The organism is Citrobacter sp. CK202, assembly GCF_030333225.1.
Classification (GTDB): Bacteria; Pseudomonadota; Gammaproteobacteria; order Enterobacterales; family Enterobacteriaceae; genus Citrobacter_B; species Citrobacter_B koseri.
Window position 1 is genome coordinate 580,606 of the sequence record NZ_JAOWGI010000028.1, and the last position, 20,540, is coordinate 601,145.

Sequence of the window (20,540 nt, forward strand, 5' to 3'; positions counted from 1 at the left end):
ACATTCTGCTAAATTATCGTGGGCTTTCCGCCCGGATAAGGGAGATATGATGAAGCAGGCATTACGAGTAGCATTTGGTTTCTTAATGCTGTGGGCAGCGGTGCTGCACGCAGAAGTACGTATCGAGATCACCCAGGGGGTGGACTCGGCGCGCCCAATTGGCGTTGTGCCATTCCAGTGGGCAGGGCCGGGAGCTGCGCCTGAAGATATTGGCGGCATCGTTGGCGCTGACCTGCGCAACAGCGGTAAATTCAATCCGTTGGATCGTTCTCGTCTGCCGCAGCAGCCGGGTACGGCGCAAGAAGTTCAGCCGGCGGCATGGTCTGCGCTGGGTATTGATGCGGTTGTTGTCGGCCAGGTGACTCCGAATCCTGACGGTTCCTACAATGTTGCTTATCAGCTGGTTGACACCGGCGGCGCACCGGGTACTGTACTGGCGCAGAACTCTTACAAAGTGAACAAGCAGTGGCTGCGTTATGCTGGCCATACTGCAAGTGATGAAGTGTTTGAGAAGCTGACCGGCATCAAGGGCGCATTCCGCACCCGTATCGCTTACGTAGTGCAGACTAACGGCGGCCAGTTCCCGTATGAACTGCGTGTGTCTGACTACGATGGCTACAACCAGTTCGTGGTTCACCGTTCTCCGCAGCCGCTGATGTCTCCGGCGTGGTCTCCTGACGGCTCTAAACTGGCCTACGTGACCTTCGAAAGCGGTCGTTCCGCGCTGGTTATCCAGACGCTGGCTAACGGGGCTGTGCGTCAGGTTGCGTCGTTCCCGCGTCACAACGGCGCGCCTGCGTTCTCGCCGGATGGCAGCAAACTGGCGTTTGCCCTGTCTAAAACCGGTAGCCTGAACCTGTATGTGATGGACATTGGTTCTGGTCAGATTCGTCAGGTGACGGATGGTCGCAGCAACAACACCGAACCAACGTGGTTCCCGGACAGCCAGAACCTGGCCTTTACCTCTGACCAGGCCGGTCGTCCGCAGGTGTATAAAGTTAACGTGAACGGCGGTGCTCCGCAGCGTATCACCTGGGAAGGTTCGCAAAACCAGGATGCGGATGTGAGCAGCGACGGTAAATTTATGGTAATGGTAAGCTCGGCGAATGGTCAGCAGCACATTGCCAAACAAGATCTGGTAGCGGGTGGCGTACAGGTTCTGTCGTCAACGTTCCTGGATGAAACGCCAAGTCTGGCACCTAACGGCACTATGGTAATCTACAGCTCTTCTCAGGGGATGGGATCCGTGCTGAATTTGGTTTCTACAGATGGGCGTTTCAAGGCGCGTCTTCCGGCAACCGATGGTCAGGTTAAATTCCCTGCCTGGTCGCCGTATCTGTGATAATAATTAATTGATTAGTAAAGGAATCATTGAAATGCAACTGAACAAAGTGCTGAAAGGGCTGATGATCGCTCTGCCTGTTATGGCAATTGCTGCATGTTCTTCCAACAAGAACGCCAGCAATGACGGCAGCGAAGGCATGCTGGGTGCAGGCACTGGTATGGATGCGAACGGCAGCGGCAACATGTCTTCTGAAGAGCAAGCGCGTTTGCAGATGCAGCAATTGCAGCAGAACAACATCGTTTACTTCGATCTGGACAAGTACGATATCCGTTCTGACTTCGCGGCAATGCTGGATGCGCACGCTAACTTCCTGCGTAGCAACCCGTCTTACAAAGTCACCGTAGAAGGTCATGCGGACGAACGTGGTACTCCTGAGTACAACATCTCCTTGGGCGAACGCCGTGCTAACGCTGTTAAGATGTACTTGCAGGGTAAAGGCGTTTCTGCTGACCAGATCTCCATCGTTTCTTACGGTAAAGAAAAACCCGCAGTACTGGGTCACGACGAAGCGGCTTACGCTAAAAACCGTCGCGCCGTACTGGTTTACTAAGAGAATTGCATGAGCAGTAACTTCAGACATCACCTGTTGAGTCTGTCGTTACTGGTTGGCATAGCGGCCCCCTGGGCCGCTTTTGCTCAGGCGCCAATCAGTAGTGTCGGCTCAGGCTCGGTCGAAGACCGCGTCACTCAACTCGAGCGTATTTCGAATGCTCACAGCCAGCTTTTAACCCAACTCCAGCAACAACTCTCTGATAATCAGTCCGATATTGATTCCCTGCGTGGTCAAATTCAGGAAAGCCAGTATCAGCTGAATCAGGTTGTTGAACGGCAGAAGCAGATCCTGCTACAGATGGACAGTCTGAGCAGCGGTAGCGCAGCGACGCCATCGGCGGGCGGCGAGCAAAGCGGGGCGGCAACCGCAACACCTGCGCCTGGCGCGGGCGCGGCGACGTCAGGCGCGCCGGTACAAAGCGGCGACGCCAATACCGATTACAATGCGGCAATTGCTCTGGTGCAGGATAAGTCCCGCCAGGATGATGCGATTGTGGCGTTTCAGAACTTCATCAAAAAATACCCGGACTCAACTTATCAGCCGAATGCCAATTACTGGCTCGGCCAGTTGAATTACAACAAGGGTAAAAAAGATGATGCCGCATTTTATTTTGCCTCGGTAGTCAAAAACTACCCGAAGTCACCAAAAGCGGCTGACGCGATGTACAAAGTCGGCGTCATCATGCAGGACAAAGGCGACGCGGCAAAAGCCAAAGCGGTTTATCAGCAGGTTATCAGTAAATACCCTGGCACTGATGGCGCAAAACAAGCGCAAAAACGTCTCAACGCGATGTAATGCACACCACGCGACCAGAAATCGCGTTATTTCTGGTCTCGTCGTGCGATTCCTAAGCAGTTGAGTGATCTACATCGAAATTTTTGTTGCGCTGAAATCTGAAATCAGTAATATATGCCGCCGTTGCCAGGGGATATCAAACAAACCGAAAGCAGCGCAAAAGTGGGTCGTTAGCTCAGTTGGTAGAGCAGTTGACTTTTAATCAATTGGTCGCAGGTTCGAATCCTGCACGACCCACCACTTTAAAGATGGAAACATCTTACCAGCGTAGTATCGGGTGATTAGCTCAGCTGGGAGAGCACCTCCCTTACAAGGAGGGGGTCGGCGGTTCGATCCCGTCATCACCCACCACTCGGGTCGTTAGCTCAGTTGGTAGAGCAGTTGACTTTTAATCAATTGGTCGCAGGTTCGAATCCTGCACGACCCACCAGTTTTAAAGGTGGTTACTGGTAGAGAACGTGAAGGATAACGTTGCGTCAGCAACGGCCCGAAGGGCGAGGCGAAGCCGAGTCATCCTGCACGACCCACCATCCTGAATGATTAAGCATTAAAATCCCGCAAGGGGTCGTTAGCTCAGTTGGTAGAGCAGTTGACTTTTAATCAATTGGTCGCAGGTTCGAATCCTGCACGACCCACCAATTTTAACATCGCTCTCAGGTGTTAAACGTGAAGGATAACGTTGCGTCAGCAACGGCCCGAAGGGCGAGGCGAAGCCGAGTCATCCTGCACGACCCACCAATGTAAAAAGGCGCCCTAAAGGCGCCTTTTTGCTATGCGCAGAATTTGTGCCTGATGGCGCTGCGCTTATCAGGCCTACAGCGATACACTCGTTCAGGTCGGATAAGACGTCAGTCGGCGACCCGTAGGCCGGATAAGGCGCTTGCGCCGCCATCCGGCATTATCAAGCGCAATTGTTGTGACTTTTGCCAACCAATCGGCTATCTTGTTTAGCATATAAAACAAATTTAACCGATTGTGGCGTGGGTTACGCTTTATATCGGTTATTTCGTTAAGCCAGTAAAACGAGAAAGCATGATGAGCGTAATGTTTGACCCGGAAGCCGCAATCTATCCGTTTCCGCCGAAACCGACCCCGCTAAGCGTGGATGAAAAGCAATTCTACCGCGAGAAAATCAAACGTCTGCTGAAAGCGCGCGATGCCGTCATGGTGGCGCACTATTACACCGATCCCGAAATCCAGCAATTGGCTGAAGAAACCGGAGGATGCATTTCCGACTCGCTGGAGATGGCGCGATTTGGCGCGAAACATCCTGCCTCCACGTTGCTGGTCGCTGGCGTCCGTTTTATGGGCGAGACGGCCAAAATTCTCAGCCCGGAAAAAACCATCCTGATGCCGACTCTACAGGCGGAATGCTCGCTGGATCTGGGCTGTCCGATTGACGAATTTAGCGCGTTTTGCGACGCCCACCCGGATCGCACGGTAGTGGTTTACGCCAACACGTCTGCTGCCGTCAAAGCCCGCGCTGACTGGGTTGTTACCTCCAGTATCGCCGTTGAACTGATTGAACATCTGGACAGTCTGGGCGAGAAAATTATCTGGGCGCCGGATCGCCACCTGGGACATTACGTGCAAAAGCAGACCGGCGCGGATGTGCTCTGCTGGCAGGGGGCCTGTATCGTTCATGATGAATTTAAAACCCAGGCGTTGACCCGGATGAAAGGTTTGTACCCGGATGCCGCCGTGCTGGTGCATCCTGAGTCGCCACAATCGATTGTCGATATGGCGGATGCCGTCGGGTCTACCAGCCAGCTGATTAATGCCGCCCGCACGCTGCCGCATAAGCAGCTTATTGTGGCGACCGACCGGGGCATTTTCTATAAAATGCAGCAGGCGGTGCCTGATAAAGAGTTGCTTGAAGCGCCGACAGCCGGAGAAGGGGCGACCTGCCGTAGCTGCGCGCATTGTCCGTGGATGGCGATGAACGGCCTTAAGGCAATTGCTGAGGGGTTAGAGCAGGGCGGGCAGGCCCATGAGATTCACGTTGACCAGGCGTTGCGAGAAGGGGCGCTGCTGCCGCTCAACCGTATGCTGGAATTTGCGGCTACACTACGAGCGTAAAACATAAAACGCTCTGGGGGAAAGATGGATTTTTTTAGCACACAGAACATTCTGGTTCATATTCCAATTGGCGCTGGCGGTTACGACCTGTCATGGATTGAAGCTGTCGGCACCGTTGCGGGGTTGCTGTGTATCGGGCTTGCCAGCCTGGAAAAGATCAGCAACTATTTTTTCGGCCTGATTAACGTGACGCTATTCGCGATCATCTTTTTTCAGATCCAACTCTACGCCAGCCTGTTGCTTCAGGTATTTTTCTTTGCCGCCAATATTTACGGCTGGTATGCCTGGTCCCGCAAAACAAGCCAGCATGAGATTGAATTGAAAATTCGCTGGCTGCCGCTGCCAAAAGCGCTGGCCTGGCTGGCGGTATGCGTGGTGGCGATAGGTCTGATGACCGCGTATATCGATCCGGTATTTGCTTTCCTGACTCGCGTCGCCGTCAACCTGATGCAGGCGCTGGGATTGTCGGTCGCCGTGCCGGAATTGCAGCCTGATGCCTTCCCGTTCTGGGACTCCTGCATGATGGTGCTGTCGATTGTGGCGATGATCCTGATGACGCGCAAGTATGTCGAAAACTGGCTGCTGTGGGTGATTATCAACGTGATAAGCGTGGTGATCTTCGCACTGCAAGGCGTCTATGCGATGTCGCTGGAGTATCTGATCCTGACCTTCATCGCTCTGAATGGCAGCCGGATGTGGATCAACAGCGCGCGCGAACGAGGCTCACACGCGCTTTCCAGTTAGTGGTGATGATGCGAATGGCCGGATAGTCCCTGATTCAGGTGGCAGTCCGGCCCGTTGCACGGCTGATATTCCATCTGAATGGTGGCGTGCTCAATCTGGTAATGGTGAATCAGGAAATGCTGGATGCGCGCCAGCAACGCGTCATGATCGTGCGGCGGGATCACCTGCACATGCAGCGTCATCACGGGTTTTTCTCCTATCATCCAGACATGGACGTGATGCACATTGCGTACTTCGGGAATATCCCGGCTGAGATGGCGACGCAACGCCGCGATATCCAGCGAAACCGGCGCGCCTTCCAGTAATTCATTTACGCTGTCTTTTAACAGACGCCAGGCGCTGCGTAACACCAGTATGGAAACCAGGATCGAGAGAATCGGGTCCGCTGGCGTCCAGCCTGTCCAGATGATAATCAGTGCGGCAAAAATGGCGCCGACCGATCCCAGTAAATCCCCCATCACATGCAGCGCGGCGGCACGCACATTGAGGTTTTTTTCTTCATTCCCCCGGTGCAGGAGCCAGAACGCGAACACGTTGGCGAGCAAACCCGCCACTGCGATAGTCATCATCATGCCGCCTGCGACAGGGCGTGGCGTATAGAAGCGCTGAATGGCTTCCCAGACGATTAAAAGGGTAATTACCACTAATGCGATGGCGTTAACAAACGCGGCCAGCGTTGTCAGTCTCAGCCAGCCGAAAGTGTGGCGAATGGTTGGAGGACGACGGGAAAACTGTACGGCCATCAGAGCGAACAACAGGGCTGCGGCATCGGTAAGCATATGCCCGGCATCGGCCAGCAGCGCCAGCGATCCTGAAAGAATGCCGCCCACCACTTCAACCAGCATAAATCCGGCGGTGACACAAAATGCGAACAGCAACCGACGCGCGTTCTTATCTTCCGGCAGATGCGAAGCAGTATGAGAGTGTGAATGTGCCATCGTGTCATCCCTTTGTTATTTTCATTATTACTGTATGACATCATACAAGTTTTGGGCTGACAAAATAAAAAGGAGAGCATCAGCTCTCCCGTTACCTGGCCTTTTTTCAGGCTTACTGCGTGGTGCCATCGGTTTTAGTATCAACGTCGTTGTTGATGCCGTCGCCGGTCTCCACTTTCTTATTCACGTCCGGGCAGCGGCCGTCCTTACACATGGTGTTTTTATGCACTTCATCGGAGGTCATGCCGTCGTGGGTCATTGATGAGCCATCCGGGTGAAGCATGGTGCCGCCGGAATTAATCTGACTGTTGTCTACATTGTTTGGCGCGACGTTTTCGCGGGCGTCAGGGGCGATCTGTCCGGCATCCGCCGAAGAGTTTGCCTGTCCGTTGTTGGACTGCGTATTCGCGTCAGCGGCCAACGCTGCGCCACTGGCAAGGCTGAGTATGGCAGTAAGAAAAAGTGTGGCCAGTTTTGTCATTTTCATAAGATGCTCCTGTTATGGTCGATATGTCGGATAACTCTTCCAACAGTGCATGTGCCAGTAAAATCTCAGAGAGGGGTTAAAGATCCCGCACTGGCGATTTAGCTCAGCAGAGAATCTTGAAAAAACTCACAAAAAGAGTGTTTACAGTTAAAAATTGTAGGTTAGATCTCGTTTTTCGCTACTTTCTGGCGTTTTTTTTCCTAATTCCAGGATTAGTCCGTTCGAAGTGTAAAAGTCAGTTTACACTTTTTAGCCAAAGAGATAGATTGAAGGGATTGCATTTAATTAGATAAGTATGGCAACACTGGAATAATCATGAATTATCAGAACGACGATTTACGTATTAAAGAGATCAACGAGTTATTACCGCCAGTCGCACTCCTTGAAAAATTTCCCGCTACAGAGAATGCAGCAAACACCGTTGCCCATGCCCGCAAAGCGATTCATAAAATCCTGAAAGGGAATGACGATCGCCTGCTGGTGGTGATTGGGCCGTGCTCAATTCATGATCCGGTTGCCGCCAAAGAGTATGCCGCTCGTTTAATGACGCTGCGTGAAGAGCTAAAAGGCGAGCTTGAAATTGTCATGCGCGTCTATTTTGAAAAACCGCGCACCACGGTGGGCTGGAAAGGGCTGATCAACGATCCGCATATGGATAACAGCTTCCAGATTAACGATGGCCTGCGTATTGCCCGCAAGCTATTGCTCGACATTAACGACAGCGGATTACCTGCTGCGGGTGAGTTCCTTGATATGATCACCCCGCAATATCTGGCGGATCTGATGAGCTGGGGCGCGATTGGCGCACGTACCACGGAGTCTCAGGTACACCGCGAGCTGGCCTCCGGTCTTTCCTGCCCGGTCGGCTTTAAAAATGGCACTGACGGCACCATTAAAGTGGCGATTGACGCCATCAATGCCGCCGGTGCGCCTCACTGCTTCCTCTCCGTCACTAAGTGGGGGCACTCCGCCATTGTGAATACCAGCGGCAACGGCGACTGCCACATTATTCTGCGTGGAGGCAAAGAGCCAAACTACAGCGCGCAACATGTGGCAGAAGTAAAAGAAGGTCTTGCTAAAGCGGGGCTTGCGCCGCAGGTTATGATCGATTTCAGCCATGCGAACTCCTCCAAACAGTTTAAAAAGCAGATGGACGTTTGTGCGGATGTTTGCCAGCAGATTGCGCGTGGCGAAAACGCGATCATTGGCGTGATGGTGGAAAGCCATCTGGTGGAAGGTAATCAGAGCCTGGAAAGCGGCGAACCGCTGACCTACGGTAAGAGCGTTACCGACGCCTGCATCGGCTGGGAAGATACGGATGCGCTGCTGCGTCAGTTGTCGAATGCGGTGAAAGCCCGTCGCGGATAATTCCTCCTGCCAACGCACGTTGCGCAATTGAAAAACCGGCAAATCAGGCCGGTTTTTTTCTACTAACTGTTTGTAATCCAAAAGAGTTAGTTCTTTGTTTAAAAGTTTTGATGTGATCGTGATCAACTTTTTACACTTATATCGGTCGTAATATAAATTTTTACATAACGATTGATAATACAAATGAATAAGCCCACTCAACTGGCAACGCTGTTGCCTCTTCTCATTTCCCTGGCGCCGCACAGCGCACATGCGGCAAACACCTCTGAAGATGAAATTATCGTCACCAGCCAGCCTTCTGCCGATACCACGCATGCCGCTTCCGGCGCTGGATTCAAAACCAATGATATCGATGTCGGGCCGCTGGGCAATAAAGCCTGGGTTGATACACCGTATTCGACCACGACCGTCACCAAAGAGATGATTGAGAACCAGCAGGCGCAAAGCGTGAGCGAACTGCTGAAATACTCGCCCAGCACACAAATGCAGGCGCGCGGCGGCATGGATGTCGGCAGACCGCAGAGCCGGGGGATGCAGGGCAGCGTGGTTGCCAACAGCCGCCTGGATGGGTTGAACATCGTCTCAACCACCGCTTTCCCCGTTGAGATGCTGGAACGCCTGGATGTGCTCAACAGCCTGACCGGCGCGCTGTACGGCCCGGCAAGTCCGGCCGGGCAGTTTAATTTTGTCGCCAAACGCCCAACGGAAGAGACGCTGCGCAAAGTCACTCTGGGTTATCAAAGCCGGAGCGCCTTCACCGGGCATGTTGATTTGGGCGGACACATTGATGATGACAACCGTTTTGGCTATCGCGTGAATGTGCTGAATCAGGAAGGTGAAGGGAATCTGGATGACAGTACGCTGCGCCGTAAGTTGCTTTCCGTGGCGCTGGACTGGAATATTCAGCCAGGAACGCAATTACAGCTGGATGCCAGCCACTATGAGTTTATTCAAAAAGGCTATCCGGGAAGCTTCAGCTATGGCCCGAACATTAAATTACCTTCCGCACCCGATCCCAAAGATAAAAATCTGGCGCTCAGCACGGCCGGGAACGATCTGACAACCGACACGGTGAGCACGCGTCTTATTCATTATCTCAATGATGACTGGTCCGTAACGGCGGGCGTTGGCTGGCAGCAGGCGGATCGCGCGATGCGTAACGTATCCAGCAAAATTATCAATAACCAGGGCGATATCAGCCGTTCGCTGAAAGACTCTACTGCCGCAGGACGTTTTCGCGTACTGAGCAATACCGCCACGCTTAACGGTCATGTTGATACCGGTTCTGTCGGGCATGATATTGCGCTCTCAACCACCGGTTATGTCTGGTCGCTGTACAGTGCGAAAGGGACGGGGCCGTCTTATAGCTGGGACACCACCAATATGTATCACCCCTCTGAGATGTACGAAAAGGGCGATGGCAAAATCATAACCGGTGGGGATCGTTATAAATCCAGCGTCAACACGCAACAGAGCATTACCCTTGGGGATACCGTGACTTTCACGCCGAAATGGTCGGCGATGTTCTACTTGAGCCAGAGCTGGATTCAGTCGCAGAACTACAATAAAAGCGGTCATAAAACCGGCCAGATTGATGAGAACGGTTTAAGCCCGAATGCGGCGTTGATGTATAAAATCACCCCGAATGTGATGGCCTACGTCAGCTATGCGGAGTCGCTGGAACAGGGCGGGACGGCGCCAACCAATAGCGACGTGAAAAATGCCGGGCAAACCCTCGACCCGTATCGCAGCAAACAATATGAGATGGGGCTAAAAGCCGATGTCTCCGGGATGAATCTGGGGGCGGCGCTGTTCCGTCTTGAGCGTCCATTTGCCTATGTCGATCCCGGCGACAATGTCTATAAGGAACAGGGGAACCAGGTCAATAACGGTCTGGAGCTGACGGCCTCCGGTAATGTCTGGCAAGGGCTGAATATCTACAGCGGCGTGACGCTCCTCGATCCGAAACTGAAAGATACGGTGAGCGATACCACCAGCGATAAACGGGTGGTAGGCGTACCGAAAGTGCAGGCGAACATGCTGGCGGAGTACAGCTTACCGTCGATGCCGGAATGGGTATACAGCGCTAACGTTCACTATACCGGCAAGCGTGCCGCCAACGATACCAACACCGCATGGGCCAGCAGCTACACCACCTGGGACCTGGGCACCCGCTACACCACGAAAATCAGCAGCGTGCCGACCACCTTCCGCGTGGTGGTTAACAACGTGTTCGATAAGCACTACTGGGCATCAATCTTCCCGTCAGGCACCGATGGCGATAACGGTTCACCCAGCGCCTTTATCGGCAGCGGGCGTGAAGTTCGCGCCTCCGTCACGTTTGATTTTTAAAGGATGGAGTCATGACGCTAACCCGCATTTTTCCCGCGCTGGCCTGGCTGGTGGCGGGGAGCCTGTTTGCCGCGCAGCCGCACAGCGATGTGCGCATCGCTTCACCGTGGCCGGCGCAAAACACCATCATCACCATGCTGGGGTATGGCGATAATATTGTTGGCACGTCGATGATTGCAAAGACGATTCCGCTTTTTCGCCAGAGTCTGCCGCGTATTGAGAATGTCGCCGTTGTCAGCGTCAACAGCGGTCACGAACTGGACCCGGAGCAGATCATCTCGCTCGGTACGCAACTGCTGTTTGTGCCGAAATCGATGACGGTGCCGAGGGCGTCGCTGCTCCAACAGGCGGGAGTGCGCGTACTGGCGTTTGAGGCGAACTCCATGCAGGCGCTGACCGCCCGGGTGCATAAAACAGCGGAGGTGCTGGGGCCGGATGCGCAGGATAAAGCGCAGCGGTATCAGCAGTATTTTGACCGCAATGTGGCGCGGGTAAAGGTGCGCTTAAGCGATCTTCCTGAAGATCAGCGAATGACCCTCTATCACAGCATGGGCAATCCGCTGACCACTTCCGGCAGGCCGTCGCTTAATCAGGACTGGATGGATCTGGCCGGTGCAAAAAACGTCGCCGAGCGCTGGTTTAGCCACAAGCAAAACCGGATGGGGGAAGTCGCTCTTGAGCAGATTGTCGCGGCAAATCCGGCGGTGATTGTCGCCATGAATAAGCGGGATGCGGATGCCATCCTGACTTCTCCCCAGTGGGCGCAGGTGGACGCCGTGATTCATCATCGCGTGTATGTGAACCCGAAAGGGATGTTCTGGTGGTGTCGGGAGACCAGCGAAGAGGCGTTACAATTCCTCTGGCTGGCAAAAATGCTCTACCCGCAGCGCTTTGCCGATGTGGATATGCGCAAGGAGACCCGCCGCTTTTACCAGGACTTCTTTGGCATTACACTCAGCGACGCGCAGATTAGCGATGTGCTCAATCCGCCGAAATGACTCTACAGGTAAGGAACGTTATGTCGCTATCCGCTAATGCTCCGTCGATCGACGATCGCTACCGTCTTGTGGTACGCAAGCGGTTGATGCTGGCGCTGCTGATTATTGCGGCGATAGTCGCCTCGCTGGTGCTGGACTCTACGCTTGGCCCGTCTGGTCTGTCGCTCGGCGAGCTCTGGCAAACGCTGCTGCACCCGGCAAGCGTTAATGCGGGGACGCGCGTTATCGTCTGGGATATCCGTTTACCCTATGCGCTGATGGCGTTACTGGTGGGAATGGCTTTGGGGCTGGCGGGTGCCGAAATGCAGACGATCCTGAACAACCCGCTGGCGAGTCCGTTCACGCTGGGCGTTTCTTCCGCAGCGGCCTTTGGCGCTGCGCTGGCGATCGTGTTGGGTATCGGCATTCCCGGCGTTCCTGCCGCCTGGTTTATTCCCGCGAATGCCTTTGCTTTTGCGCTGCTGTCCGCCCTGCTGCTGGACGGGATTACTCGCTGGACGCGCGTGGCGACCTCTGGCGTGGTGCTGTTCGGTATCGCGCTGGTGTTTACCTTTAATGCGCTGGTGTCGATGATGCAGTTTGTTGCCGATGAGGACACGCTACAGGGGCTGGTGTTCTGGACGATGGGCAGCCTGGCGCGCGCGTCGTGGGAAAAGCTCGGCGTGCTGGCGTTGGTGTTTGCCATTGTGCTGCCGTGGTCGATGCGTAGCGCCTGGCAATTGACGGCGCTACGGTTGGGGGAAGATCGGGCGATGAGTTTTGGCATTGACGTGCGGCGCCTGCGCCTGTCATCGCTGCTGCGCATCAGCCTGCTATCGGCGCTGTCGGTGGCGTTTGTCGGGCCAATCGGTTTTATCGGTCTGGTCGCGCCGCACATTGCGCGAATGCTGTTTGGTGAAGATCACCGGTTCTATCTGCCGGGCAGCGTGTTGACGGGGGGGCTGGTGCTGTCGCTGGCCTCGATCGCGTCGAAGAATATTGTTCCTGGGGTGATCATCCCGGTAGGCATCGTAACGTCGCTGGTGGGTGTGCCATTCTTCCTGAGCATTATTTTGCGCCACCGGGGGAGCATGTCATGAGCGGGTTGATCCTCAAGGGAATAAGCGCCGGTTATCCGAAACATCCGGTTATTCACGATCTCAGCGTGCCTGAGCTGCCGCGCGGTAAAATTACCGTTCTGCTGGGGCCGAACGGCTGCGGGAAATCAACGTTATTACGCGCGCTGGCCGGGCTGAATAAAGCCCGTGGCGAGGTCATGCTGGACGGTGAGAACCTGATGTCGCTGCCGTTTGCCCGGCGTGCGGAAAAGGTGGTGTTTTTACCTCAGTCGCTGCCGCAGGGCGTACATCTGCATGTGCTGGAGTCAATTATCGTGGCGCAGCGGGCGTCCGGCGGGCGGGATGGCGCGAACAGCCACTCGCAGGTGCTGGCAATCCTGGATCAACTCGGCATTGCGCATCTGGCGCTGCACTATCTTGACCAGCTTTCCGGCGGCCAGCGGCAACTGGTGGGGCTGGCGCAGTCGCTGATTCGCTACCCGGAACTTTTGTTGCTGGACGAGCCGCTTAGCGCGCTGGATCTGAACTATCAGTTTCACGTTATGGATCTGATCGTGCGGGAAACGCGGGCGCGCAATATGGTGACGGTTGTGGTGGTGCATGATATTAATATCGCGCTACGTCACAGCGAACATGTGCTGATGCTGAAGGAGGGCAAACTGGTGGCCAGCGGCGCGCCGGAAGCGGTTATTACCGCAGAAAGCCTGGCGGAAGTGTATAACGTTCGGGGTCGTGTGGAACGTTGTTCACAGGGCAGGGCGCAGGTGGTGCTCGACGGGGTTATCGGGGTTTAAGTACATGTATTGCCGGATGGCGGCTTACGCCTTATCCGGCCTACAGGACGCATATTGCCAACCCGTAGGCCCGATAAGCGAAGCGCCATCAGGAAAATCAGATTACTTCGCTTTACCCTGGTTCGCTACGGCCGCTGCTTTTGCCGCGATCTCGTCAGCGTTACCCAGATAGTAATGTTTGATCGGTTTGAAGTTTTCGTCGAACTCGTACACCAGCGGTACACCGGTCGGGATGTTCAGTTCGAGAATCTCTTCTTCGCTCATGTTATCCAGGTATTTCACCAGCGCACGCAGAGAGTTACCGTGAGCGGCGATGATGATGCGCTCACCGCTTTTCATGCGCGGCAGAATGGTTTCGTTCCAGTAAGGGATCACGCGATCGATAGTCAGCGCGAGGCTTTCAGTCAGCGGTAGCTCTTTCTCGGTCAGTTGCGCATAACGCGGATCGTGGCCCGGATAACGCTCGTCATCTTTGGTCAGCTCCGGCGGGGTCACGGCAAAACCGCGACGCCACTGTTTAACCTGCTCATCACCGTATTTTTCAGCGGTTTCCGCTTTGTTCAGACCCTGTAGTGCGCCGTAGTGACGTTCGTTCAGCTTCCAGGATTTCTCAACCGGCAGCCAGACCTGATCCAGTTCGTCCAGGACGTTCCACAGCGTGTGGATGGCACGTTTCAGCACGGAGGTATAAGCAAAATCGAAGCTATAGCCTTCCTCTTTCAGCAGTTTACCTGCCGCTTTTGCTTCACCCACGCCTTTCTCGGACAGGTCAACATCGTACCAACCGGTGAAACGGTTTTCGTTGTTCCACTGACTTTCGCCGTGACGTACCAGAACCAGCTTAGTTACAGCCATACTCTCACTCCTCAAGCTTTATTGAATGATAATAATTCTCATTATATTGCCGTGACAGGTCAGCGGCAACGCTTACGCATAACCATAGCGAAAATAGTGACGCAGTGTAAGGTTCTTGTGAACCCAGAGTTGCGATTTTGTCTTTGAGTGGTGGGGATTTGAGCAAAGCGACGCGCCACAGGCCCGATAGCTGGCGCCATCGGGCCTGTTATGGCTCATCGTCAGGCCGGAATAAACTGATATTCCGTCAGGCTGGCGTACTCGTCGCCGGGATGCAACACGCAGTCAGGTTGCGGCCATTCCGGGTGGTTCGGGCTGTCTGGCAGAAATTCGCTTTCCAGCGCCAGGCCTTGCCAGTCGGCATAAGGTTCAGGCCCGCGCGACGGCGTGCCGCCCAGATAGTTGCCGGAATAGAATTGCAGCGCCGGAGCGGAGGTATAAACCTTCATCTGCAATTTCTCATCCTGCGACCACAGGTGCGCGGCTGGCTGGCTGGCATCGCCTTTGGTCTGCAATAAAAAGGCGTGATCGTAACCTTTTACCTTGCGCTGATCGTCATCGGCAAGAAACGCGCTGGCGATGGTTTTTGCGCTGCGGAAGTCGAACGAGGTTCCGGCAACGGATTTCAGCCCGTCGCGTGGAATACCGCTTTCATCAACCGGCAGGTACGTATCAGCCAGAATCTGTAGCTTGTGCTGGCGTACGTCTGACTGCTCGCCGTCCAGGTTAAAGTAAACGTGGTTGGTCAGGTTCACCGGGCAGGGCTTATCTACCGTCGCTCGATAGGTAATGGAGATTCGATTATCGTTGGTGAGACGATACTGCGCGGTGGCGCAGAGATGGCCGGGGAAGCCCTGATCGCCATCGTCAGACGTCAGTGCGAACAGCACCTGACGATCGTTCTGGTTGACTATCTGCCAGCGACGTTTGTCAAAGCCGTCCGGCCCGCCGTGCAGTTGGTTTTCACCCTGGCTCGGCAGCAGACTGACGGTTTCACCCGCCCAGGTGTAACGGCTGTTGGCAATGCGATTGGCGTAGCGGCCAATTGATGCGCCAAGAAAGGCGGCCTGATCCTGGTAATATTCCGGGCTGGCGCACCCCAGCAACGCTTCACGGACGCTGCCATCGGTTAGCGGGATACGGGCGGAAAGTAGTGTGGCGCCCCAGTCCATCAGCGTGACCACCATCCCTGCATCGTTGCGCAGGGTGAGCAGGCGGTACGGCTGACCATCGGGCGCCAGTGCGGGCGTTTCGTTTAGCACTGTCCGGCTCCTTGTGAGGGTTTGCATACGTAAAACGTTTCTTTGATTCCGGTTTTCGCTTCATACTGCGTGGCCACGGCCTGCTGTACGGCAGGAACCAGCGCTTCCGGGATCAACGCGACGACGCAGCCGCCGAAGCCGCCGCCGGTCATGCGTACGCCGCCTTTATCGCCGATGGTCGCTTTCACAATTTCGACCAGCGTGTCGATCTGCGGGACGGTGATTTCGAAGTCATCGCGCATTGAGGCGTGAGATTCCGCCATCAATTCACCCATGCGTTTCAGGTCGCCTTTCTCCAGCGCGCTGGCGGCTTCAACGGTACGGGCGTTTTCGGTCAGTACGTGGCGAACACGTTTGGCGACAATCGGATCCAGCTCGCTGGCCACCGCGTTGAACGCCGCAAGGCTGACATCGCGCAACGCCGGTTGCTGGAAGAAACGCGCGCCCGTTTCACACTGCTCGCGGCGGGTATTGTACTCGCTGCCCACAAGCGTACGTTTAAAGTTACTGTTGATGATCACCACCGCCACGCCTTCCGGCATGGAAACCGCTTTCGTACCCAGCGTGCGGCAGTCAATCAGCAGGGCATGATCTTTTTTACCCAGCGCGGAGATCAGCTGATCCATAATGCCGCAGTTGCAGCCGACGAACTGATTCTCCGCTTCCTGGCCGTTGAGCGCGATTTGCGCGCCATCCAGCGGCAGGTGGTACAACTGCTGGAATACGGTGCCGACCGCGACTTCCAGCGACGCAGAAGAACTGAGTCCCGCGCCCTGCGGCACATTGCCGCTGATAACCAGATCCGCGCCGCCAAATGCGTTATTTCGTTTTTGCAGATGCTTCACCACGCCGCGCACGTAGTTTGACCACTGCTGGCTGTCGTGGGTAACGATCGGCGCATCAAGGGAGAATTCATCAACCTGGTTGTCGTAGTCAGCCGCAATCACGCGCACTTTGCGATCGTCACGCGTGGCGCAGCTAATCACCGTCTGGTAGTCGATAGCGCAAGGCAGCACAAAGCCGTCGTTGTAATCGGTGTGCTCGCCGATCAGATTGACGCGACCAGGCGCCTGAATGGTGTGGGTAGCAGGGTAGCCGAAAATTTCTGCAAACAGAGATTGTGTTTTCTCTTTCAGACTCATTATTTAAACTCCTGATTCGCGAAAATGAATGTCGCTGACCGCGCGCAGACGCTCCGCCGCTTGTTCTGCCGTCAGATCGCGCTGGGTCTCCGCCAGCATTTCATAACCGACCATAAATTTACGGACGGTCGCGGAACGCAGCAGCGGTGGATAAAAGTGCGCGTGCAGCTGCCAGTGCCCGTTCTCTTCACCGTTAAACGGTGCGCCGTGCCAGCCCATGGAGTAGGGGAAGGAGCACTGGAACAGGTTGTCATAACGACTGGTCAGCTTTTTCAGCGCCAGCGCCAGGGAGTCGCGCTGATCGTCGGTCAAATCGGTAATGCGCAGCACATGCGCTTTGGGCAGCAGCAGCGTTTCAAACGGCCAGGCCGCCCAGTAAGGCACGACCGCCAGCCAGTGCTCGGTTTCAACCACCGTACGGCTGCCGTCCGCCAGTTCGCGCTGCACATAATCCACCAGCATTGGGGAGTGCTGCTCGGCGAAGTAGGCTTTTTGCAAACGATCTTCACGCTCGGCTTCGTTCGGCAGGAAGCTGTTGGCCCAAATCTGGCCGTGCGGATGCGGGTTGGAGCAGCCCATCGCCGCGCCTTTATTCTCAAAAACCTGCACCCAGGGGTAGGTTTTTCCCAGATCGGCAGTCTGTTCTTGCCAGGTTTTGATGATGTCCGTCAGCGCGGGGAGGCTCAGTTCCGGCAGCGTCTTGCTGTGATCGGGAGAAAAGCAGATCACGCGGCTGGTGCCGCGGGCGCTCTGGCAACGCATCAACGGGTCATGGCTGTCCGGCGCGTCCGGGGTGTCAGACATCAGCGCGGCAAAGTCATTTGTAAAGACATAGGTGCCGGTGTAATCCGGGTTTTTATCTCCGGTTACCCGCGTATTGCCCGCGCACAGGAAGCAGTTCGGGTCATGGGCGGGAAGCGCCTGCTGAGATGGCGTTTCCTGCGCCCCCTGCCAGGGGCGCTTTGCGCGATGCGGTGAAACCAGAATCCACTGTCCGGTTAGCGGGTTAAAACGGCGATGTGGATGATCGACAGGATTAAATTGCGTCATGACATGTCCTTAGTCTGGATATCCCTGCGGATGGCGTGACTGCCAACGCCAGGTGTCCTGTGCCATTTCGTCAAGTGTGCGGGTTACGCGCCAGTCCAGTTCGCGGTCGGCTTTGCTGGCGTCCGCCCAGTAGGCCGGAAGGTCGCCTTCACGGCGTGGGGCAAAATGATAAGCAACGGGTTTACCGCAGGCTTTGCTGAAAGCGTTAACCACATCCAGCACGCTGTTGCCAACACCGGCGCCAAGGTTGTAAATATGCACGCCTTGTTTGCCAGCCAGTTTTTCCATCGCGGTTACGTGGCCGTCGGCAAGATCCATCACATGGATGTAATCACGCACGCCGGTGCCGTCTTCGGTAGGGTAGTCGTTGCCAAAGACCGCGAGTGATTCGCGACGGCCAACGGCGACCTGGGCGATGTACGGCATCAGGTTGTTAGGAATGCCTTGCGGATCTTCGCCCATATCACCTGACGGATGCGCGCCGACCGGGTTGAAGTAGCGCAGCAGGGCGATGCTCCAGTCCGGCTGCGCTTTTTGCAGGTCGGTCAGGATCTGTTCGACCATCAGTTTACTTTTGCCATATGGGCTCTGCGGCGTGCCGGTCGGGAAACTTTCGACATAAGGAATTTTGGGCTGATCGCCGTAGACGGTGGCGGAGGAGCTGAAGATGAAGTTTTTGACATTGGCGGCGCGCATGGCGCTGATTAAACGCAGCGTACCGTTGACGTTGTTGTCATAGTATTCCAGCGGTTTGGCGACGGATTCGCCCACGGCTTTCAGACCGGCAAAGTGAATGACGGCGTCAATCGCGTGGTCATGCAGAATTTCAGTCATCAGCGCTTCGTTACGAATATCGCCTTCAACGAAAGTTGGGTGCTTACCACTTAATCGCTTGATAACAGGCAGTACGCTGCGCTTACTGTTGCAGAGGTTATCAAGGATGATGACATCGTGACCGTTTTTCAGTAACTGTACACAAGTATGACTTCCAATGTAACCGCTACCACCGGTGACCAGTACTCTCATAATTCGCTCCGTTAAGCCTATGGTATGGAATAACCATAGCATAACAAAGATGCGAAAAGTGTGACATGGAATATATTAGTGGAATCGTTTACACTTCGGTTTTTTCACCCGCCGACGCCTGTTATTTAATGATAAATCATATGCTTTAAGAATGATTGCGCCTTTTATCTGAAAAAGCAGTGAAAAAAGGGGCGTGGTCGCACGCCCCCAATGAACCGCTAACGCAGCGTCGTCTGTTGATAGCGGTAACTCTCGCCTTCCGGTACAAACTCCAGCCGATGGGTAATGCAGCCTGGGGCGTCTTCCGCGTGATGGGAGACAAACAGCAACTGCGTTTCTCCCTCGCTAATCAGTACATCGACAAAGCGGCGAACGAGTTGACGATTCAGCGGGTCCAGGCCTTGTAATGGCTCATCAAGAATCAGCAGCGTAGGGTGTTTGACCAGCGCACGGGCGATCAGCGCCAGCCGTTGTTGCCCCCAGGACAGGCTGTGGAAAGGCGCATCCGCAGTGCGTTTGTCCATTCCCAGAATATCCAGCCATTGCTGCGCCAGCTTGTGCTGCCTGTCGGAAACCGCCTGGTAGATGCCAATCGAGTCAAAGTAACCGGAGAGAATGACATTACGCACCGTGGTGCTGACGCGGTAATCCAGATGCAGGCTGCTGCTGACATAGCCGATATGTTTTTTGATATCCCAGATTGTTTCACCACTCCCGCGACGGCGGCCAAACAGCGTCAGGTCGTTGCTGTATCCCTGCGGATGGTCGCCGGTGATTAAACTTAGCAGGGTGGATTTTCCCGCGCCGTTAGGCCCGACAATCTGCCAGTGTTCACCAGGATTCACCTGCCAGCTCAGATGCTTAAGGATAGGGCGGTCGTTATAGGAGACGACGCCATCGTTGAGAATAATGCGCGCCGCGCCGTTCGGCAGGGCGTGACGGGCAGAAGGTTCATCCGGCTCGGGCAACTTTACGCCTTCCAGTCGTTCGCTATGCGCGAGTTGGGCAATCAGCGCTCGCTGGAGCAAATCCGCTTTTTCCCCCGTTTCCGTTAACGTGCAGTCGGCAAGGACTCCCGCATACTGAACGAATTCGGGGATCTCATCGAAGCGATTTAACACCAGCACCAGCGTGTAGCCCGACTGGTGCAGCGTGGCGAGAAGATTCGCCAGTTGCTGGCGGGAGGCGACATCCAGCCCGTCAAATGGCTCATCGAGGATTAATAAATCCGGTTCTGACATCAGCGCCTGACAAAGCAGCGTTTTGCGCGTTTCGCCCGTAGAAAGGTATTTAAAACGTCTGTCGAGCAGAGAAGAAATGCCAAACTGCTGCGCCAGTTCAGCACAGCGGGCGGGATCGCTCACCTCATCCTGAATGATTTCTGCCGTAGTTCGTCCGGTGTCGTCTTCGCCAGGGCTGAGCAGGTCGGTGTTATTGCGCTGCCATTCATCGCTGACCAGTTTTTGCAACTGTTCGAATGAGAGGCGGGTGACGCGCGCGAACTGAGACTGGCGCTCGCCTTTCAGTAGCGTCAGTTCTCCCGCCAGCGCGCGGGCCAGCGCCGATTTCCCGCTTCCATTGGTGCCGACAAAAGCCCAGCTCTCCCCCGCCTGCAACGTCAGCGCACTTAACTGAAGCGTTTTTGTGTCGCTCAGGCGAAACGTACCTTGCGAAATATGCAATGATGACATTTT

18 protein-coding genes and 4 tRNA genes are annotated in these 20,540 nt (G+C 55.1%); 14 read left to right on the forward strand and 8 right to left on the reverse strand.

Going from position 1 to position 20,540, the window contains the following annotated elements; all coding sequences use genetic code 11:
* The first annotated feature begins 49 nt into the window (after positions 1-49).
* From tolB to pnuC, 9 genes are all read left to right on the forward strand, one after another.
* A complete protein-coding gene (gene tolB / locus OGX84_RS18815; protein ID WP_024130523.1) occupies positions 50-1,342 on the forward strand; it encodes a Tol-Pal system beta propeller repeat protein TolB in 1,293 nt (430 codons plus the stop codon).
* Between the two features lie 34 nt (positions 1,343-1,376).
* A complete protein-coding gene (pal, locus tag OGX84_RS18820; protein WP_003022983.1) occupies positions 1,377-1,895 on the forward strand; it encodes a peptidoglycan-associated lipoprotein Pal in 519 nt (172 codons plus the stop codon).
* A gap of 9 nt (positions 1,896-1,904) precedes the next feature.
* The gene (cpoB, locus tag OGX84_RS18825; RefSeq protein WP_012133241.1) at positions 1,905-2,693 is read left to right on the forward strand and encodes a cell division protein CpoB; all 789 of its coding nucleotides are present in this window, start codon (positions 1,905-1,907) and stop codon (positions 2,691-2,693) included.
* 164 nt (positions 2,694-2,857) lie between these two features.
* A tRNA-Lys gene (locus OGX84_RS18830) sits at positions 2,858-2,933 on the forward strand.
* Between the two features lie 35 nt (positions 2,934-2,968).
* Positions 2,969-3,044 (forward strand) — tRNA-Val (locus OGX84_RS18835).
* A gap of 3 nt (positions 3,045-3,047) precedes the next feature.
* Positions 3,048-3,123: transfer RNA gene (locus OGX84_RS18840), tRNA-Lys, on the forward strand.
* A gap of 132 nt (positions 3,124-3,255) precedes the next feature.
* Positions 3,256-3,331: transfer RNA gene (locus OGX84_RS18845), tRNA-Lys, on the forward strand.
* Between the two features lie 397 nt (positions 3,332-3,728).
* The gene (gene nadA / locus OGX84_RS18850; protein ID WP_024130522.1) at positions 3,729-4,772 is read left to right on the forward strand and encodes a quinolinate synthase NadA; all 1,044 of its coding nucleotides are present in this window, start codon (positions 3,729-3,731) and stop codon (positions 4,770-4,772) included.
* A 24-nt stretch (positions 4,773-4,796) separates the two neighbouring features.
* Positions 4,797-5,516 carry a nicotinamide riboside transporter PnuC gene (gene pnuC / locus OGX84_RS18855; RefSeq protein ID WP_047458055.1) on the forward strand — a complete coding sequence of 240 codons (720 nt, stop codon included), beginning with the start codon at positions 4,797-4,799 and terminating at the stop codon, positions 5,514-5,516.
* Here the strand turns inward: pnuC and zitB are convergent.
* On the reverse strand, positions 5,513-6,454 hold the full coding sequence (gene zitB / locus OGX84_RS18860; RefSeq protein ID WP_047458052.1) for a CDF family zinc transporter ZitB: 942 nt from the start codon (positions 6,452-6,454) through the stop codon (positions 5,513-5,515). The two genes, pnuC and zitB, sit on opposite strands and share 4 nt — an antisense overlap.
* A gap of 112 nt (positions 6,455-6,566) precedes the next feature.
* On the reverse strand, positions 6,567-6,941 hold the full coding sequence (locus tag OGX84_RS18865; protein WP_112002188.1) for a YbgS-like family protein: 375 nt from the start codon (positions 6,939-6,941) through the stop codon (positions 6,567-6,569).
* 315 nt (positions 6,942-7,256) lie between these two features.
* Here OGX84_RS18865 and aroG point away from each other — a divergent pair, with 315 nt between their 5' ends.
* The 5 genes from aroG (at position 7,257) to OGX84_RS18890 (ending at position 13,511) form a co-directional block, all read left to right on the forward strand.
* The gene (gene aroG, locus OGX84_RS18870; RefSeq protein ID WP_012133235.1) at positions 7,257-8,309 is read left to right on the forward strand and encodes a 3-deoxy-7-phosphoheptulonate synthase AroG; all 1,053 of its coding nucleotides are present in this window, start codon (positions 7,257-7,259) and stop codon (positions 8,307-8,309) included.
* A gap of 183 nt (positions 8,310-8,492) precedes the next feature.
* A complete protein-coding gene (locus tag OGX84_RS18875) occupies positions 8,493-10,661 on the forward strand; it encodes a TonB-dependent receptor (RefSeq protein WP_112002189.1) in 2,169 nt (722 codons plus the stop codon).
* An 11-nt stretch (positions 10,662-10,672) separates the two neighbouring features.
* Complete coding sequence (locus OGX84_RS18880; protein WP_275166429.1) at positions 10,673-11,659, forward strand: ABC transporter substrate-binding protein; 987 nt, start codon at positions 10,673-10,675, stop codon at positions 11,657-11,659.
* Positions 11,656-12,738, forward strand: a complete 1,083-nt coding sequence (locus OGX84_RS18885; RefSeq protein ID WP_052194398.1) for a FecCD family ABC transporter permease — start codon at positions 11,656-11,658, stop codon at positions 12,736-12,738. Before OGX84_RS18880 ends, OGX84_RS18885 begins: the two co-directional genes overlap by 4 nt.
* Complete coding sequence (locus OGX84_RS18890) at positions 12,735-13,511, forward strand: ABC transporter ATP-binding protein (protein WP_112002191.1); 777 nt, start codon at positions 12,735-12,737, stop codon at positions 13,509-13,511. The genes OGX84_RS18885 and OGX84_RS18890 overlap by 4 nt, the downstream gene beginning before the upstream one ends.
* Positions 13,512-13,613: 102 nt before the next feature.
* On the opposite strand, the gene gpmA is transcribed toward OGX84_RS18890, so the two are convergent.
* From gpmA to modF, 6 genes are all read right to left on the reverse strand, one after another.
* A complete protein-coding gene (gpmA, locus tag OGX84_RS18895; protein ID WP_112002192.1) occupies positions 13,614-14,366 on the reverse strand; it encodes a 2,3-diphosphoglycerate-dependent phosphoglycerate mutase in 753 nt (250 codons plus the stop codon).
* A 221-nt stretch (positions 14,367-14,587) separates the two neighbouring features.
* Complete coding sequence (galM, locus tag OGX84_RS18900; protein ID WP_060815868.1) at positions 14,588-15,628, reverse strand: galactose-1-epimerase; 1,041 nt, start codon at positions 15,626-15,628, stop codon at positions 14,588-14,590.
* Positions 15,622-16,770: a galactokinase gene (gene galK, locus OGX84_RS18905; protein ID WP_047458033.1), complete on the reverse strand. Its 1,149-nt coding sequence runs from the start codon at positions 16,768-16,770 to the stop codon at positions 15,622-15,624. The genes galM and galK overlap by 7 nt, the downstream gene beginning before the upstream one ends.
* A 3-nt stretch (positions 16,771-16,773) precedes the next feature.
* Positions 16,774-17,820 (reverse strand): galactose-1-phosphate uridylyltransferase, encoded by a 1,047-nt coding sequence (gene galT / locus OGX84_RS18910; RefSeq protein ID WP_112002193.1) that lies wholly within the window; start codon positions 17,818-17,820, stop codon positions 16,774-16,776.
* A gap of 9 nt (positions 17,821-17,829) precedes the next feature.
* A complete protein-coding gene (gene galE / locus OGX84_RS18915; protein WP_112002194.1) occupies positions 17,830-18,846 on the reverse strand; it encodes a UDP-glucose 4-epimerase GalE in 1,017 nt (338 codons plus the stop codon).
* Positions 18,847-19,064: 218 nt separating this feature from the next.
* Positions 19,065-20,537, reverse strand: coding sequence for a molybdate ABC transporter ATP-binding protein ModF (gene modF / locus OGX84_RS18920; protein ID WP_112002195.1), 1,473 nt, complete (start codon positions 20,535-20,537; stop codon positions 19,065-19,067).
* Positions 20,538-20,540: the final 3 nt, after the last annotated feature.